The 16,332-nt window shown below is 63.2% G+C and carries 14 protein-coding genes; 6 read left to right on the top strand and 8 right to left on the bottom strand.

All coding sequences use genetic code 11. From position 1 onward, the window contains the following. Nucleotides 1-9: 9 nt before the first annotated feature. Nucleotides 10-1,437 carry a glutamate ligase domain-containing protein gene (locus ACZ1G8_RS00545; protein WP_472679926.1) on the bottom strand — a complete coding sequence of 476 codons (1,428 nt, stop codon included), beginning with the start codon at nt 1,435-1,437 and terminating at the stop codon, nt 10-12. Nucleotides 1,438-1,479: 42 nt separating this feature from the next. Between ACZ1G8_RS00545 and ACZ1G8_RS00540 the strand changes: the two genes are divergently transcribed. The 6 genes from ACZ1G8_RS00540 (at nt 1,480) to ACZ1G8_RS00515 (ending at nt 7,035) form a co-directional block, all read left to right on the top strand. Next, nucleotides 1,480-2,316, top strand: coding sequence for an LD-carboxypeptidase (locus ACZ1G8_RS00540; RefSeq protein WP_472679925.1), 837 nt, complete (start codon nt 1,480-1,482; stop codon nt 2,314-2,316). 40 nt (nt 2,317-2,356) lie between these two features. Continuing rightward, nucleotides 2,357-3,295, top strand: coding sequence for an ACP S-malonyltransferase (fabD, locus tag ACZ1G8_RS00535; protein WP_472679924.1), 939 nt, complete (start codon nt 2,357-2,359; stop codon nt 3,293-3,295). Further along, nucleotides 3,295-4,047 (top strand): 3-oxoacyl-[acyl-carrier-protein] reductase, encoded by a 753-nt coding sequence (fabG, locus tag ACZ1G8_RS00530; RefSeq protein WP_472681270.1) that lies wholly within the window; start codon nt 3,295-3,297, stop codon nt 4,045-4,047. Before fabD ends, fabG begins: the two co-directional genes overlap by 1 nt. 144 nt (nt 4,048-4,191) lie before the next feature. Further along, nucleotides 4,192-5,316 carry a DNA polymerase III subunit beta gene (gene dnaN / locus ACZ1G8_RS00525; RefSeq protein ID WP_472679923.1) on the top strand — a complete coding sequence of 375 codons (1,125 nt, stop codon included), beginning with the start codon at nt 4,192-4,194 and terminating at the stop codon, nt 5,314-5,316. A 4-nt stretch (nt 5,317-5,320) separates the two neighbouring features. Then, nucleotides 5,321-5,959 carry a glutathione S-transferase family protein gene (locus ACZ1G8_RS00520; protein WP_472679922.1) on the top strand — a complete coding sequence of 213 codons (639 nt, stop codon included), beginning with the start codon at nt 5,321-5,323 and terminating at the stop codon, nt 5,957-5,959. Then, entirely contained in the window at nt 5,956-7,035 is a 1,080-nt protein-coding gene (locus tag ACZ1G8_RS00515; protein ID WP_472679921.1) for a DUF2855 family protein, read from the top strand. The genes ACZ1G8_RS00520 and ACZ1G8_RS00515 overlap by 4 nt, the downstream gene beginning before the upstream one ends. A gap of 8 nt (nt 7,036-7,043) precedes the next feature. On the opposite strand, the gene ACZ1G8_RS00510 is transcribed toward ACZ1G8_RS00515, so the two are convergent. From ACZ1G8_RS00510 to ACZ1G8_RS00480, 7 genes are all read right to left on the bottom strand, one after another. Continuing rightward, entirely contained in the window at nt 7,044-8,054 is a 1,011-nt protein-coding gene (locus tag ACZ1G8_RS00510; RefSeq protein WP_472679920.1) for a zinc-dependent alcohol dehydrogenase family protein, read from the bottom strand. Beyond that, entirely contained in the window at nt 8,051-8,884 is an 834-nt protein-coding gene (locus ACZ1G8_RS00505) for an SDR family NAD(P)-dependent oxidoreductase (RefSeq protein WP_472679919.1), read from the bottom strand. The genes ACZ1G8_RS00510 and ACZ1G8_RS00505 overlap by 4 nt, the downstream gene beginning before the upstream one ends. Continuing rightward, nucleotides 8,881-10,632: an N-acyl-D-amino-acid deacylase family protein gene (locus ACZ1G8_RS00500; protein WP_472679918.1), complete on the bottom strand. Its 1,752-nt coding sequence runs from the start codon at nt 10,630-10,632 to the stop codon at nt 8,881-8,883. Before ACZ1G8_RS00500 ends, ACZ1G8_RS00505 begins: the two co-directional genes overlap by 4 nt. 61 nt (nt 10,633-10,693) lie before the next feature. Continuing rightward, on the bottom strand, nt 10,694-12,175 hold the full coding sequence (locus ACZ1G8_RS00495) for an MFS transporter (RefSeq protein ID WP_472679917.1): 1,482 nt from the start codon (nt 12,173-12,175) through the stop codon (nt 10,694-10,696). 18 nt (nt 12,176-12,193) lie between these two features. Continuing rightward, the gene (locus tag ACZ1G8_RS00490) at nt 12,194-13,012 is read right to left on the bottom strand and encodes an alpha/beta fold hydrolase (RefSeq protein ID WP_472681268.1); all 819 of its coding nucleotides are present in this window, start codon (nt 13,010-13,012) and stop codon (nt 12,194-12,196) included. Nucleotides 13,013-13,075: 63 nt separating this feature from the next. Continuing rightward, nucleotides 13,076-14,764 carry a PHA/PHB synthase family protein gene (locus ACZ1G8_RS00485; RefSeq protein ID WP_472679916.1) on the bottom strand — a complete coding sequence of 563 codons (1,689 nt, stop codon included), beginning with the start codon at nt 14,762-14,764 and terminating at the stop codon, nt 13,076-13,078. A 70-nt stretch (nt 14,765-14,834) separates the two neighbouring features. Continuing rightward, nucleotides 14,835-16,142: an FAD-dependent oxidoreductase gene (locus ACZ1G8_RS00480; RefSeq protein ID WP_472679915.1), complete on the bottom strand. Its 1,308-nt coding sequence runs from the start codon at nt 16,140-16,142 to the stop codon at nt 14,835-14,837. Nucleotides 16,143-16,332: the final 190 nt, after the last annotated feature.

Genomic DNA, 16,332 nt, shown 5'->3' with positions numbered 1-16,332 from the left:
GCAGCCGGCCTAGGAGAGTCGCTTGAAAAGGCTGCGGGCAAACTCCGACAAAGTGTCGTCGCGCGCACCCATGACGACGATCCGGTCGCCCGGTCTCGCCAAGTTCGTAAGCCTGTCTTCCACTGCCTTGCGCGCGGGAATATATTCGGCAGTCCTGCCCGCCTCCTCGATCAGGCGCACGATCCGCTCGCTGCCTTCGCTACGATCGACCGTGCCTCCGAAATAGACCGGGTCGCACATCAGCAGGATGTCCTCTTCGGCGAGTTCGACGGCGAAGGTCTGCGCCAGTTCGGCACCCATCTGGCGCAAGGGGCCGTAGCCATGCGGCTGGAAGAATGCGAGCACACGGCCCTCATGCGCGCGGAGGGTGCGCAGGGTCGCGGCGCATTTCTCGGGATTGTGGCCGAAGTCGTCGATCACCGTGATTGCGGCGTGGTTCGTGCCGACTATATCGAACCGGCGGGCGAGGCCTTCGAAGCCTGCCAGCGCCTCTACCGATGCCGCGACCGGGATACCCGCAGCTGCGGCGCCCGAAATGGCGGCGAGGGCATTCGAAAGGTTGTGGCGGCCCGGCATGTTCAGGCGCAATGCGTGCTGGCTGCCATCGTGGCGGTCGACGACGAGCGCCGCCTGGCGCACCGGGCCTTCCGCAATGCTGCCCGGCACGATGCCGATCTGGGCCTTTTCCTGCTCGATACCGAAAGTGATGACCTCTTTCGCATGCGGGAGCAGCGCGAGCGCCTCCTCGTCATCGGCGTTGATCACCGAGATGCGGCTGCGCGAAAGATAGTCGCCGAAGAGCTGGCGCAGTTCCTCCATGCTCTTGTGGTCGAGGCTAACGTTGAGGAGGATGCCGACCGCGGGCCGGTAGAGCGCGATCGAACCGTCGCTTTCGTCGACCTCGCTGACATAAAGGCTCTGGCTGCCGACCACCGCGCTGGCAAAGGGGCGCTCGGGCGAGACGAAGTTCTTCATCACCGCACCGTTCATGATCGTCGGCTCGCGGCCGGTCGCCTCGAGGATCCAGCCCAGCATGCCGGTAACCGTCGACTTGCCGCTGGTCCCTGCAACGGCGAGGCCTGCGCCGCTGGTGTTGAAGAGGATCGAATTGAGTTCCGCGCGCGACAGCCGCAGGCAGCCGAGCTCGTTGGCCTTGCTGATCTCGGGCACGGTGTCCTCGATCGCGGCCGAGGCCACCACGACCTGATCGCCCGAGATGATCCCGCTCCCGTCCTGCGGATGCAGCTCGAAGCCCTGCCTTTCCAGCGCGGCGAACTTCTCGGGCGTGCGGCCCTGGTCGAAGCTGCGGTCGGAACCGGCGACGGTCGCGCCGCGGCCTTTCAGGATCTGCGCAAGAGGCAGCATTCCCGATCCGCCGATGCCGACGAAGAAGAAGGGACGCGCGAAAAGTTCATCGGGGCTGGGGAAGTCGGTCATTGCGGCCTCGCTATGCAGTTGTAAGCACGAAGACAAGCGGGCATGGTCGCGTGCGTGCACCGACCCATCCGAAAAGTTGCCGTTTGCGCCCCCGCGACACCGCTGAAGCGCGAATATGCCGAGGCCGTCGGCAAGCTGGCGGCGAGCGAATTCCCCGACATAAAGCTCGACTTCCACGAACAGTGCTTCATCGAGGAAGGCCACTTCGCCGGTTCCGACGAAGTGCGGCTGGATGCGCTGCTTGAATGCGCCAATGCGCCCGATGTCGACGCTCTATGGTTCGCCAAAGGTGGCTACGGGTCGAACCGCATCGCGCGCGATTTCATCGGCAAGGCGGGGCCTGAGGCAGCGGGCAAGACCTACCTCGGCTATTCCGACTGCGGCACGCTGCTGGGTGCCCTGTACCGCGCGAAAATCGGCCGCGCAGTGCATGCGCCGATGCCGGTCGACATCAAGCGTGATGGCGGCGAAGAGGCGATCCGGCGTGTCCTCGGATGGTTCGGTGATGGCAGGACCGGGCTCGAGCAGGGACTGTCAGGGAAACCGGTCGCGGCTTTCAACCTCTATACCCTCGGAATGCTCGTCGGCACGCAGCTGATGCCGCCGCTCGACGGTCACGAAATCCTGATCGAGGAAGTGGGCGAGTACGAATACGCGATCGACCGGCTTGTTTTCCACATTATGGAGCACCTGCACGATGTCGCGGGCATCCGTCTGGGCGAAGTGACTGCGGTGCCCGAGAACGACCGGCCATTCGGCGCAGGGCCGGAGGAAATCCTCCGCTACTGGTGCGAACGCTACGGCATTCCCTACCTCGGGCGGGCCGCCATCGGTCACAGCTCTGCCAACAGGATCGTGCCTTTCGGCCTTGAGGCTTGAAGCGAGCGCGCCTAACGCGCCAGCCGACAAGGAGAGATTCATGACTGCATTCATCTTCCCCGGCCAGGGCAGCCAGAAGGTCGGCATGGGCACCGAGCTTGCCGAAGCAAGCGCCCATGCACGCGAGGTATTCGAGGAAGTCGACGACGCGCTGAACCAGAAGCTATCCGCCGTGATGAAGGACGGACCCGAGAGCGAACTGACGCTCACCTCCAATGCTCAGCCCGCGATCATGGCGAACTCGATTGCCACGCTGCGTGTGCTCGAAAAGGAATTTGGCGTTTCGCTTGGCGGCACTGCCAATTGCGTCGCCGGTCACTCGCTGGGCGAATACAGTGCTCTGTGTGCCGCTGGTGCATTCGGCCTCGCCGAGACTGCAAAGCTGCTGCGCCTGCGCGGTATCGCCATGCAGGATGCCGTTCCGATCGGCGTCGGCGCCATGGCCGCGCTGCTGGGTGCCGATATCGAGAAGGCAACGGCGCTCGCTGAGGCCGCAGCGCAAGGGCAGGTATGCGATGTCGCCAACGATAACGACCCGACGCAGGTCGTGATTTCGGGCCATGCAGAGGCCATCGACCGCGCCATCGAGCTCGCCAAGGAGCACGGTATCAAGCGTGGTATCAAGCTGCCGGTTTCCGCGCCCTTCCACTGCTCGCTGATGGAGCCGGCCGCGCAGCGCATGAAGATCGCGCTCGAGGAAACGTTGCCGACCAATTTCACCGTGCCGATCTACGCCAATGTCACCGCTGCAAAGGTCACCGATCCCTCGAAGGAGCAGGAACTGCTCGTCGAGCAGGTTACCGGCCGCGTCCGCTGGCGTGAAAGCGTGATCGCCATGCGCGACGGCGGCGTGGAACGCTTCGTCGAACTGGGCGGCAAGGTGCTCGGCCCGATGGTTGGCCGCATCGACAAGGAAGCGACCACGATCAGCCTCGTCACCATGGAAGACCTCGAGAATTTTGCGAAGGAGAACGCGTGATGTTCAGCCTTGAAGGAAAGACCGCTCTCGTCACCGGTGCCAGCGGCGGCATCGGCTCCTCCATCGCCCGTGCGCTGGCAAGCCAGGGCGCCCGCCTTGCGCTTTCGGGCTCGAACGCGGCCAAGCTGCGCGCCTTCCGCGAGGAGCTGAACGAAGAGTTTGGCCACGACCATGTCGAGATCACCTGCAACCTGTCGGACACGAAGCAGGTGGAAGAACTGATCCCGGCTACCGTCGACACGCTGGGCAGCATGAACATCCTCGTCAACAATGCCGGCATCACGCGCGACAATCTCGCGATGCGGATGAAGGACGAGGAATGGGACGACGTGATCCGCATCAACCTCGAGGCGAGCTTCCGCCTGATGCGCGCCAGCGCGCGTCCGATGATGAAGGCCAAGGGCGGCCGGATCATCTCGATCACCAGCGTTGTCGGCCACACGGGCAACCCCGGCCAGATGAACTATACCGCGGCCAAGGGTGGCCTCACCGCCATGTCGAAGAGCCTCGCGCAGGAACTGGCGAGCCGCAACATCACGGTGAACTGCGTCGCGCCGGGCTTCATCCGCACCGCGATGACCGATGCGCTCAATGACGACCAGAAGGCCGCCATCAATGGTCGCATTCCGATGGGCCGCATGGGCGAGGGCGACGAGATCGGCGCTGCCGTCGCCTATCTCGCCAGCGACGAGGCTGGCTACGTCACCGGCCAGACGCTGCACGTCAACGGCGGCATGGCGATGATGGGGTAATTTCACTTATCCCCAAGGGAAATCCGTCCACTAGCGCCGGAAGCTTGCGGGTCATGCCAGCATAGCTAAGGTCGTTATCCGTATTCCGGCGCTGGTGGAGCGATTCCGGCCTTCACCGCGCCCAAAAGGGACGAAAGAAGGACCATGAAGGCCACAATCGAACGCGCTACGCTGCTGCGCTGTCTCTCCCATGTCCAGTCGGTGGTGGAACGTCGCAATACCATCCCGATCCTGTCGAACGTGCTGATCGAGGCCGAGGGCAATGGACTGCGTGTCATGGCAACCGACCTCGACCTCCAGGTGGTCGAGCACATGGATGCCGCCAGCGTCGACTCCGACGGTTCGATTACCGTCTCGGCCCACCTCCTGTTCGACATCGCCCGCAAGCTGCCCGAAGGCAGCCAGGTGAGCCTCGAGACCGCTGAAAACCGGATGGACGTAAAGGCCGGTCGCAGCCGCTTCAAGCTCCCGACCCTGCCGCGCGACGACTTCCCCGTGATCGTCGAAGGTGACCTTCCGACCAGCTTCACGCTGCCTGCCAAGACGCTGGCCGAGCTGATTGACCGTACGCGCTTCGCGATCTCGACCGAGGAAACGCGTTATTACCTCAACGGCATCTTCCTCCACGTCTCGGACGATGACCAGCCGGTGCTCAAGGCGGCTGCCACTGACGGTCACCGCCTCGCACGCTTCACCATTCCGCGCCCCGATGGCGCAGAGGGCATGCCCGACGTGATCGTGCCGCGCAAAGCGGTAGCAGAGCTGCGCAAGCTGCTCGACGAGAACATGGACGGCGATGTCACGATCGACCTGTCGGCCAGCAAGATCCGCTTCACGCTAGGCGGCGAAGGCGGCGTGGTGCTGACCAGCAAGCTGATCGACGGCACCTTCCCCGATTATTCGCGCGTGATCCCGACGGGCAATGACAAGCTCCTGAAGATCGATCCGAAGAGCTTCTTCGCCGGTGTCGACCGCGTGGCGACCATCGCCACCGAGAAGACCCGCGCCGTGAAGATGGGCCTCGACAAGGACAAGGTGACGCTCACCGTCACCTCGCCCGACAACGGTACCGCCTCGGAAGAGCTGGCAGCCGAATACGGCTCGGACGGCTTCGAGATCGGCTTTAACGCCGGCTACCTCAAGGACATTCTCAGCCAGATCGACGCCGACGAGGTGGAAATCCACCTCGCCGACGCTGGCGCGCCGACGCTGATCCGCAAGAATGACGACAGCCCGGCTCTCTACGTCCTGATGCCGATGCGGGTATGACCGGGTGACCGCCGAAGCGGTCATCCACGGCACTGTCATTTCAACCTATACGCGGATCGTCGAGATCGCCTGCGAAGAGGCTGGTCTGGCGCATCGCACCGTGGCGACTGCCGCCCAGTCGCCGGACAACCGGCATCCGTTCGGCAAGGTGCCGGTGGTCGATCTCGACGGGTTGGAGCTCTACGAGAGCGTCAGCGTGGCGCAATATGTCGACAATGCTCACAATTCCGGCGCGTTGCAGCCGCGCGATCCTGCGCGCCGGGCGGTGATGGACCGCTGGATAGCGGTTGCGAATACCTACTTGTTTCCGCTGTTCGAGCGCGGTCTCGTGATGCCCTGGGTGATGCACCGCTATTCAGGCTTCCCGCTCGACCGCGAGACGGTCGACCGCTCATTGCCGGCAATCTCCCGCGCACTCGCTTTCTGCGAGGCGGAGATCCAGCAGAACGGCCGCTGGGACCTGACCTGCTTCGATCTCGCCGATGTCTTCCTCTACCCGATGCTGCGTAGTGTCGAGCTGACGCCGCAGGGCGAGGCGGGCCTTGCCCAGTGTCCGGCGCTTGCAAGCTGGATGCAGGAGTTGCATGACCGCCCCAGCATTGCCGCCACACGTTGGCCCGGCGAAGAGGGAGAGCAGTCATGAAGCAGGTTCACGTCGACAAGTCCGAACTCACCAAGGCCGAAGTGGTCGAGAAGGACGAAGGTGCGCTTGCGGACAATGCCGTGCGTCTCGCCATCGAGAGCTTCTCGGTCACTGCCAACAACGTGACTTATGCCGTGGTCGGTGACGGCTTCGGCTACTGGAATTTCTTCCCCGCGCCCGAGGGCAAGGGCATCGTCCCCATGTGGGGCCACGCGAAAGTGGTCGAGAGCAACCACCCCGAATTCGCGGTGGGCGAGCGTGTCTACGGCTATCTCCCCATGGCGACGCATCTCGACGTCATTCCCGGCAAGGTCACCAAGGGCGGCTTCGTCGACATGGCCGAGCATCGCCAGCCGATGAGCCCGATCTACAACCAGTATTCGCGCCTTGCCGCTGATCCGGAGCATGATCCGGCGCGCGAAGGCGAGCGGATGATCTTCGGCCCGCTATTCAAGACGGGCTTCCTGATCGAGTATTTCATGCGTAACGAGGACTGGTTCGGAGCAGGGCAGGTGATCCTCACCAGCGCATCGTCCAAGACCGCCATGGGTCTCGCCAGCGTCGCCAAGCGTCGCTCGCCGCAGGTGAAACGCATCGGCCTGACCTCGGCAGGCAATATCCAGTTCGTGAAAGACAGCGGCCTCTATGACGAGGTCCTTTCCTATGATGCCGTAGGCGACATCGCGGGCGAACCGAGCGTTACGGTCGATTTCGCGGGCAATGCCAAGCTGCTCGGCCAGCTGCACCACCATCTCGGCGACAATCTGAAATATTCCTGCCTGGTCGGCGCAACGCATATCGAGGAGCGCGGCGCAGGGCTGGGCGCGGGCGGCGACCTGCCCGGACCGACGCCGACGCTGTTCTTCGCGCCCGATCACGCGGTGGCCCTGTTCAAGGAACACGGGCCGGAAAAGGCGGGCGCAATGGTCGCCGAGAGCTGGCACGGCTTCCTCGAGGATGCGGGCGGCTCGATCGATATCGAACGCCACAGCGGCATCGAAGAAGCGCGTTCCGTATTCGTCGAGATGCTCGGCGGCAAGATCGATCCCGCCAAGGGTATCGTGATCGAGCCCTAGATCGAGCCCTAAATCTCTATAGAGATCTTGCCGAAGTGACCGCCGCTTTCCTGGTGGCGGAAGGCATCGGCAAGGTTCTCGAGCGCGAATGTGTCGCTGATTGCAGGGCGGATACCGTTCGCCTCGATCGCCGCAATCATGTCCTGCTGCATCTTGCGGCTACCGACAGTAAGGCCCTGAACTGTCAGGTTTTTCGAGAACAGTAGCGCGGTCTGGACCGGTCCTGCAAAGCCCGCCAATACGCCGATCAGCGCCACGTGTCCGCCGACACGGGTCGCCAGCATCGACTGGTCGAGCGTGCCAGCGCCGCCGATTTCGACCACGCAGTCGACTCCGCGGCCGCCGGTGATTTCCAGGGCCTTGGGCCCCCAGGCTTCGACCTCTCTGTAATTGATCAGATGATCGGCCCCGAGCGCCTTCACACGCCCCAGCTTCTCGTCGGACGAGCTGGTGGCAATCACGGTTGCGCCCGCCGCCTTGGCGAGCTGCAGCGCGAAGATCGACACACCGCCCGTGCCCTGGACCAGCACCGTGTCGCCGGGCTTGAGCGTGTAGTCGACGAAAAGCGCGCGCCATGCGGTCAGGCCGGCACAGGTCAGCGTCGCCGCTTCCGCATGGCTGAAACCGGCGGGAGCGCGCGTGAACCAGTACGTCGGAGCGGTGATCGCCTCGCGCGCGTAACCGTCGATCCCGTCACCAGGTACGCGGGTGAAAGCAGTCTGCGGCGGCTGACCGTCGAGCCAGTCGGGGAAGAAGGTGCTGACGACGTGGTCGCCCACGGCGAACTCGGTCACCCCGTCGCCCACCGCCGTGACTACGCCAGCGCCGTCGGACATGGGAATGCGGCCTTCGGCAGCCGGGATCATGCCCTTCACGACCGCATAGTCGTGATAGTTGAGCGAGCTGGCCTTCAGGTCGACCGTGATCTCGCCCGCAGCGGGTGCGGGGGCATCGTCCACATCGACAAAGGCGAGGGCTTCGAGCGTGGATGGCGTTGCGCCCGTGCGGATGGCTTTCACTTGCTGTCTCCTTCGGAAAGGACATAGTCCTTGAATCCGGCCTGCTGCGCCTGATGGCGTTGTTCCATCTTGGGTCCGGTATCTTCTTCGGTGGCAATGATGCACCAGCCACCACCGGCCGCGAGCGTCTCGTCGACGCCGCGTGAGATGACCCCCGCATCGGGCTTGCTGCGCCAGTGATCGCCGATCGCGTCGGGCGTTTCGCGCGCTCCGCCGAACTGGTCTGGCCGGACGCGCGCCGCGTTCCATATCTGCGTATCGAGGATGCCGGGGCAAAGGATGGTGACGCCGATGTCGTCATCGGCCAGCTCTGCCGCCAGCGCTTCGGCAACGGCGGCGGTCATCTGCTTGGTGGTGGCGTAGAGCGTGAAGGGGCCAGCGACCGACGTAACCGATGCCGAACTTGCCGTCACACCGACATGCGCGGCGGGTTTTGCCTTGCGCATTGCGGGCAGGAAGGCACGCGCGGTATGCATCGGGCTCATGACATTGACAGCCATGAGCCACTCAATGGTCCGCATGCGGGCATCGACGATCCTGTCGGCGCTTCCGACGCCGGCATTGATCCACAGGATAGATGGCACGATGCCGCGTGCCTTGAGGTCGGCTGCAATTTGCAGCAGGGCTTCAGGGTCGGTGACGTCGCAGGCGTAGGATAGCGAGGCGTTGCCGCATTCGCTGGCCACCTCGCTTGCGGAATCCCCGTCGATATCGAGCGCTATGATCGCCATGCCCTTGGCCGCAAAATGCCTAGCCAGAGCCCTGCCGATCCCGCTGCCCGCTCCGGTGACCAGCGCATGGTCGCCGGGTTGCGGGACGAATGCGCTCATTCGGCGGCTTCAGCCAGCTCGGCGCGCTGCGGGCCGCGGATGAGGCCGCCCGGGGTCTCGCCGGTCCATTCGCCTTCGCGGAAAGTGACGGTGCCGTTCTTGATCGTGGCGACATAGCCCTCCGCCTTCTGCAGGAGGCGCTTGCCACCTGCCGGAAGATCGAAAGCGAGCCAGGGCTTGCCCAGCTTCAATCGTTCCATGTCGATGATGTTGATATCGGCAAGGAAGCCGGGCGCGAGAACGCCGCGGTCTTCAAGGCCATAGAGCCGCGCCGTGTCACTGCACTGCCGCTTGATCGCATTTTCCAAGCTAATGGTGCCGCGCGAGCGGTCACGCACCCAGTGCTGGAGCATGAAGGTGGGCGAGGCGGCATCGCAGATCGTGCCACAATGCGCACCGCCGTCCGACAGCGAGTTCACAGTGTCGTCGGCGCGCTGGAGGTCGTGGAGGAAATCGAGATTGCCGTCCGCATAGTTGAGGATCGGCAGGTAAATGAAGCCCTTGCCATCGTCGCTGCAGAGCAGGTCGTAGGCGTACTCGTCCCCCGAGACACCGGCCGCCTTGGAGCGCTCTAGAATGCTCTCGGCAGCAGTCGGCTCGTAGTTGAAGTCGGGGTCCATCTCGAACTGCATGTTCCAGCCGCCGCACACGACCATGATCAGGCCGATGATGTCCTGGTTCACCTCGGAAAAATCGTGTTCCTCGGCCAGCAGCTTCGCCTTGAATTCGGGATCGAACAGTTTTGCCTTCTGCTCTTCCCACGGCAGGTCCTCGATTTCCTTCCAGCTCGGCTTGAGGCGGAAGGGATGGACCGTGCCGCGCCATGCCATCACGATGCCGTTCCCGCGCAGCGCGATCTGGGCGACGATGTTTGCCCCATTGTCGTTCTGTGCACGCATTGAGGAGATCTGCTCGTCGAGCGGCATTTCCTTGGCGATCGATTGCAGCGCGGCGTAGGTGCAGGGCAGGCCGGTTTCGCGGCTGAGCGCCCCCATCCATCCGAACTCGTCCCAGTCGCGCTTCATGTCGCTGGCCATCTCGAACACACCGTGACCAGCGCGGCCCATGGCGCGGCCAATCTCGATGAGCTCTTCCTTGGTCGCTGTCGTACCAGGCACGACTTCGCCTTCGACATCGCGGTGTAGGACCGTGCGCGAGGTCGAGAAGCCCAATGCGCCCGCGCGCACGCCTTCCTCGACGATGGCCGACATCTGCCTGATGTCCTCGTCGGTCGGAACGGCGCCGGGGCGTTCACGCTCGCCAAGCACATAGGCGCGCACCGAGCCATGCGGGACGTGCGTGCCGACATCGACTGTGCGCGGAAGCTTTTCGAGTGCGTCGAGATATTCGGGGAAGGTCTCCCAGTCCCAGCTCATTCCCTCGGCAAGCGCGGTGCCGGGAATGTCTTCGACCCCTTCCATCAGGCCGATCAGCCATTCGTGTTTGTCGGGCTTGGCAGGCGCGAAGCCTACGCCGCAATTGCCCATCACGACCGTGGTCACTCCGTGCCAGCTGCTGGGGGCCATTTCCTGGTCCCACGTGGCCTGTCCGTCGTAATGCGTGTGGATGTCGACGAAGCCGGGCGTCACCAGCAAGCCGGAGGCGTCGATTTCTTCTGCCGCATCGCCCGAAATCTCGCCCACTGCGGCGATCAGGCCGTCCTTGACGGCGACATCTCCGGTGAAGCGATCCTCTCCGGTCCCGTCGGTGATGGTCCCGCCGCGGATGATCAGGTCGTATGCTGGCATGGTTGTGGCTCCTCTCTCGCCAGAGAAGGTTCCACATTGCAACTTATGAGTCCAGCGCCGACTATTCGGGACGGCTTGTCATTCGCACGGTCAGCAGTGTTGCGAGGCCGACGAGGAAGAGCAGGTTTATCGAGAGCATGCCGATCCGCTGGTCGCCCGACCAAAGGGTGAATTGCTCGACCAGCAGCGGTCCCATCCAGACGGTGATCGTTCCGGCAATGGCGTAGAGCCCGAAGAATTCCCCGCTGCGGCCCTCGGGTGCTAGTGCCACCAGCATGGTCCGGCTGGAAGAAATGCTGGCGGTCGCGGTCACTGCGATAATGCTGATGAGGCCGAGGTAGGCGAGGTCGGAAAGGGTCGAGAACACGAGACCGTCCCAGACCTCGAAATTCTGGACGAGGCCTAGGAAAAGGCTCTCCTGCGTGATCGAGAGCTGGACTAGGCCGGTGACGATCATGGCCAGGATTTCGAGCGCGAGCGCGCGCTTCACGCCGACCTTCTCTTCGAGCCAGCCGCCGAAGATGCCGCCCCCGAATGCGCAAATACTCGCGAAGATCGCGTAGCAGAGCATTTCGAGGAAATTCCACTCGAGGAACAGCGCGACATAGACCGCGCCGAGCGCCAGCAGGGCTGCCATCCCGTCTGCATAGAACATGCGGGCGAGGAGGAATTTCATGAGCTCGCGGTAGTGCGCCGCCTCGCGTACCGTCCGGATGACACTCTGCGCCCCCTCGCGAAATGCTTTGAACCAACTCGCACCGGGCGTGCCCGGATCCTTCGCATTGAGGAAGAAGGGTATCGAGAAACCAGCCAGCCATGCTGCACAGACCGGTCCCGCCAGCCGGGCATGTTCGAACTTGGTGAGATCGACGCCGAATTGCGCTTCCGCAAATGGCCAGCCAACGAGCGCGGGCAGGACGAAGAGCAGCGCGATAGCGATGAAGATGAGCGATGCGGCAAGGTTGCCGAGGCCGAGGCCAAGGCCCGATATCATCGCCAGTCGCCGCGGCTCGCCCGCGACGCTCAGCATCGCGTTATGCGTGACCTCGGAATAGGTGTAGCTGACATAGGCGATCACCAGCAGCATCATGATCACGGGCACAGACAGGCCCTGTCCGCCGGGCATGGCGAACCACAGCAGAGCCGAGCAGATCGTGATCGCACCGAGGAAGATGGCGAGGATCGGCTTCAACCTGCCGCCCCTGTCGAGCGCTGCACCGAGGAACGGGGCGGTAAGTGCGGCTATGAAGCCGGCCCACTTGGTGACCGAGGCGATCGTCGCCTGGCCCTGGGCATTGGCTGCTGCCTGCGCTTCCTCGGCAGGCAACCCGTCAAGTTCTCCGCTCGCAAGCAGGTCGGCCCCGATGATGTCGCGCGCGAAATAGGGCGCGAATATGTAGATGACGATCAGGATGTAATAGGGGTTGCGGGCCCATTCGAAGACCGCCCAGGCAAACCCCGTCTTGCCCAGAGCGCCGCCATTCCCCCGTGTTTCGCGCGCCGCCAGCGGACGGACGAGCGGGTCGGGGGCGGCGCTTTCCATCAGCCGCTAATGCCGTGATCAGGCTGCCGCACGGTCCTCGCCACCGGGAGCATCGAGGAAATCGCGCAAGGTCGCCACGCTTTCGTCGGCATGGGTCAGCAGGAACAGGTGTCCGCCGCCTTCGATCACCTCTAGCCGCGAATTGCGGATCGCGGAGGCGAGGATCTTGCCGTTGACGAGCGGGACGATCTGGTCGTCGTCACCCATCATGATCAGCACTTCCTTGTTCATGAAGGGAAGTGCGGGAAGGCTGGTCCAGCCGAGCATGGCTATCAGCTGGTAGAAATAGCCGCGCGGGGAGGGCGGCTTGAGGCGGCCGATATGGCTGTCCTTCTGGTGGGCCGCCCCGTCCTTGTCGACACCGCCGTAGAGCGTCTGGAAATGCTCGTTCATGAACTTGGGGTCGATGTAGCGGCGCGGGTTGGCCATCTTGGTCAGTGCAGCCGGATTGCCCGGCACCATCAGCATGCCTGCCGTGGTCGCAACGAGCACAAGCCGGCGCGTTCGACCCGGGTACTGCAGCGCATAATGCTGCGCCATCGCGCCGCCCCAGCTGACACCCATCACGTCGACTTCTTCCAGGCCGAGGCGATCGAGGATCTGCGTCGCCGTCCAGCTCATGGTGAAGGGATTGTAGGGGATCGTCGGATCGGGGCTTTCACCGGTGCCCGGCATGTCGAACATGACGAAAGCGCGCTCGGTGAGCATCTCGGCAAGCGGTGCGACCGCTTCGATATTCGCGCCGATGCCGTTGAAGAACAACAGGGGAGGGTGGTCACTCGGCTTGTCGAGCCGCCAGTGGGCTACCCGCAGTGTACGGCCGCCAATGTCCATCATTTCGACCGTGGCGGTCATGTCGTTCTTCGTTTTTGCATTCACGCGATTTGTCCCGAATGGCCCTTAGCAGGCTTCCATAACGTACAGGCCCGGGGCCGGGTCCAGAGGCGGATAGGCCTTGTTCCCCGTTTTCGCCGGTGCCTTCTTCTTGTCGCCCGAGCGTTCCTGCACCCAGTTCATCCAGTAAGGCCACCAGGAGCCTGCGACTTCTTCAGTGCCCTCGAGCCACTGGTCGGCGGTCTCGGGCAGCTTCTTCTTTGCATCCTTCTGGAGGTAATACTTCGCCTTCGGGTTACCGGGAGGGTTCAGAATCGCCTGCATGTGCCCGGAATGCGACAGGACGTAGGTGATGTCCTTCGATCCGAAGAGGCGGGTGGAGCGATAGGTCGCTTTCCACGGGGTGATGTGGTCGGTCACGCCGCCGAGGATGAAGAGGTCGCTCGTCACCTTCGACAGGTCGATCTTGTGGTCGACCATCTCGACCTCGCCCTGCTTCGTGAAGGCGAGCGTTTCGAACACGGTCAGGAAGTCGCCCATGAGTGCCCCCGACAGGTTCGTGGCGTCCGCATTCCAGAACAGCACGTCGAATGCGGGCGGATCCTGGCCGAGCAAGTAGTTGTTGATGACGTAGTTCCAGATGAGGTCGTTCGGGCGCAGCCATGCGAAACCGCGGGCAAGATCGTCGCCCTTGATGACACCCTTTTTCGAAGCGCGGCGGCGAGCAAGCTCAAGCCCGTTCTCACTCACCAGCGAGCCTGCTTCGATATCGTTCTGCTTGGGATGGAGCACGCAAACCATCAGCGTGAGCGCGCCGAGAAGGTCGTCTTCGTCCGCGGCCATCTTGCTGGCCAGCATCGATGCGGTCTGACCGCCCGAGCAACCGGCCGAGACATTGACCTTCTTGCTGCCGGTAATCTTGCTGACCGCTTCCATCGCCTCGCGGCAGGAGCGGACATAATCGGCCATGTCCCAGTGGCCCTGGTCCTTGCTGGGGTTCTTCCAGCTGATCACGAAAGTCTGGATGCCGTTGTCGACCTGATACTTCACCACCGATTTTTCGGGGCTGAGGTCGTTGATGTACATCTTGTTGATCTGCGGCGGGATGGTGAGCTGCGGGATCTCGTAGACCTCGTCGGTCGTGGGTGCGTAGTGCACCAGCTCCATCATCTCGGTGCGCAGGACGACATCGCCCTTCGAGGTTGCGATATTCTCGCCCAGCTTGAACGGCTTCTTGTCGACCTGGCTGACCATGCCCTTGTTGTTGACCATGTCGTCATAGGCGTTCTTCAGACCCTTCACGAGGCTGAGGCCGCCGCTGGTGATGGCCATCTTCTGCGCGCTCGGGTTGCCGACCAGCGTGTTGGTAGGTGCGAGGCTGTCGATGATGATGTTGGAGATGAACCGCGCGCGGTCCTTTTCCAGCTCGTCCAGCTCGAGGTCTTCGAGCCAGCGCGATGCGCCTTTCTGGACGGCGAGGTAATACTGCATGCCGGCGCGCATGAAGGGGTTGTACTGCCAGGTCGGGTCCTGAAAGCGGCGATCCTTCGGGTCGGGAGCAAGATCGCTCTTGCCGGTCATGATCTTGATCATGTCCTCGCCCATTGCCTGACTGTGTTTCATCAGGCGCTGCGGATCGGAGGCCGTTTCGCGCAGCATGACGGCGACCGCGCCGAAAATGTCTTCGCGCGTCAGGCCGATCAGTGGGCCGAGGGCGCTGGTGTGCTGGGCGGCTTCGTCTTCGAGCTTGGGCATTTGGCAGGCTTGTCCTTGTTCGATCTGTCTTGTTTCAAATCAACGGGCGGTGCGACCCAGCCGTTCCGTGTCAGTTTCTTGCGGCGATCATGCTTTCGATATCGACGAATTTCTCTCTTGGCGAGCCATCGCGTGCCGCTGCAGCCTCGGCCTCTTCGATCTTCTGCCAGTCGCGGAAGGTCACGATATCCAGCCCGCGTTCGGCGGCAAGTTCGTCGAAAGCCTCGCGGCCTCGCTTGCGCGAGCCCATGCCGATGTCCTCGGCAACCAACTCGATAACGCCGTAGCCGTCTGGCCGGTTGGTACCGATGGTGCCGGTCGGACCGCGCTTGGCCCAGCCGACGGCGTAGAGGCCCGGCAGGATGCGACCTTCGTCATTGGCAAAGCGCCCGGCGCGCTCGTCGAATGGCACGCCTTCGATGGGCGAGGAGCGGTAGCCGATGCAGGTAATGACCACGTCTGCCGGCACTTCGTAGGTTTCCCCCGTGCCGACCGCGCGGCCTTTTTCGATAGTGGTCCGCTCGACCTCGACGCCGCGAACCTTTCCGTCCTCGCCAAGGAAGGCCTTCGGGTTGGCGAAAAAGTCGAACTCGATCGTGATCGGGGTTTCGCCATGGATGTTCTCGGGTATCGCGGCGAAGTCACGCAGCAGCGTCACGGACTTGCGCAGCCCCGGCTCGAGGATTGCGTCGTCATCTTCCGGCGGAAGGTCTGACTTGTCGACATAGGGGCTTGCCCGTTCGAGCCGCATCAGCTCGCCCAGTTCCTTGGGCGTCATCATGATCTGGTGCGGTCCGCGGCGACCGAGAATGGTGACGGTCTCGAGGTTCGAGGTCTTCAAAGCCTCGAGTGCATGCGCGACGATATCGGAACCGTCGAGTTCGGCCTCGGTCTTGGACATGATCCGCGCGACATCGAGCGCGACGTTGCCCATGCCGACCACGACCGCGTGCCTGCCGGAGAAATCCGGATCGAGCGAGGCGAATTGCGGGTGGCCGTTGTACCAGCCCACGAAAGCAGCGCTGCCGAAGACGTTATCGAGATCCTCGCCCTCGAGGCCAAGCTTGCGGTCATGCGGCGCGCCGGTGGCAAAGATCACCGCATCGTAGAATTCCTTCAGTTCCGCGACGGACACGTCCCTGCCAACGTGGACGTTGCCGACGAAGCGGACATTCTCGCTTAGCGCCGTCTTCTCGTAACGTAGAGATACCTTCTTGATCGACTGGTGGTCGGGAGCAACGCCGGTGCGGATCAGTCCATAGGGGACGGGCAGGGTATCGAACACGTCGACACTGACATCATCGCCCCATTGCTTGCCCGCCGCTTCGGCGGTGTAATAACCCGCCGGACCCGAACCTACGATAGCGATGTGACGCATTGACGGTCTCTCCCCCCGATCAATTTCACCCTTCATGAAGCGCATGCGGTCCAGAGGCAAGCGCGCAGCGCCGCAGTCCTGCTTAGCGTGCATGGTTATGCGTTTGGTAAGGAATACTGACTATGCGGAAGCTCGGCGTGTCTCAGGACCGCCTCATAAAGAACAAAAGGGTTGCAAGCAGGGTGAGTTG

Source organism: Qipengyuania sp. BR81-2 (assembly GCF_055693895.1).
Note: the sequence above shows the minus strand (reverse complement) of the source record. Positions and strands in the feature narration are given on the sequence as shown.

Coding starts and splice junctions, on each gene's coding strand:
- fabG (WP_472681270.1), top strand. CDS start 3,295: ATGTTCAGCCTTGAAGGAAAGACCGCTCTCGTCACCGGTGCCAGCGGC.
- ACZ1G8_RS00545 (WP_472679926.1), bottom strand. CDS start 1,437: ATGACCGACTTCCCCAGCCCCGATGAACTTTTCGCGCGTCCCTTCTTC.
- ACZ1G8_RS00540 (WP_472679925.1), top strand. CDS start 1,480: ATGGTCGCGTGCGTGCACCGACCCATCCGAAAAGTTGCCGTTTGCGCC.
- ACZ1G8_RS00495 (WP_472679917.1), bottom strand. CDS start 12,175: ATGGAAAGCGCCGCCCCCGACCCGCTCGTCCGTCCGCTGGCGGCGCGC.
- fabD (WP_472679924.1), top strand. CDS start 2,357: ATGACTGCATTCATCTTCCCCGGCCAGGGCAGCCAGAAGGTCGGCATG.
- ACZ1G8_RS00490 (WP_472681268.1), bottom strand. CDS start 13,012: ATGATGGACATTGGCGGCCGTACACTGCGGGTAGCCCACTGGCGGCTC.
- ACZ1G8_RS00500 (WP_472679918.1), bottom strand. CDS start 10,632: ATGCCAGCATACGACCTGATCATCCGCGGCGGGACCATCACCGACGGG.
- ACZ1G8_RS00485 (WP_472679916.1), bottom strand. CDS start 14,764: ATGCCCAAGCTCGAAGACGAAGCCGCCCAGCACACCAGCGCCCTCGGC.
- dnaN (WP_472679923.1), top strand. CDS start 4,192: ATGAAGGCCACAATCGAACGCGCTACGCTGCTGCGCTGTCTCTCCCAT.
- ACZ1G8_RS00480 (WP_472679915.1), bottom strand. CDS start 16,142: ATGCGTCACATCGCTATCGTAGGTTCGGGTCCGGCGGGTTATTACACC.
- ACZ1G8_RS00505 (WP_472679919.1), bottom strand. CDS start 8,884: ATGAGCGCATTCGTCCCGCAACCCGGCGACCATGCGCTGGTCACCGGA.
- ACZ1G8_RS00515 (WP_472679921.1), top strand. CDS start 5,956: ATGAAGCAGGTTCACGTCGACAAGTCCGAACTCACCAAGGCCGAAGTG.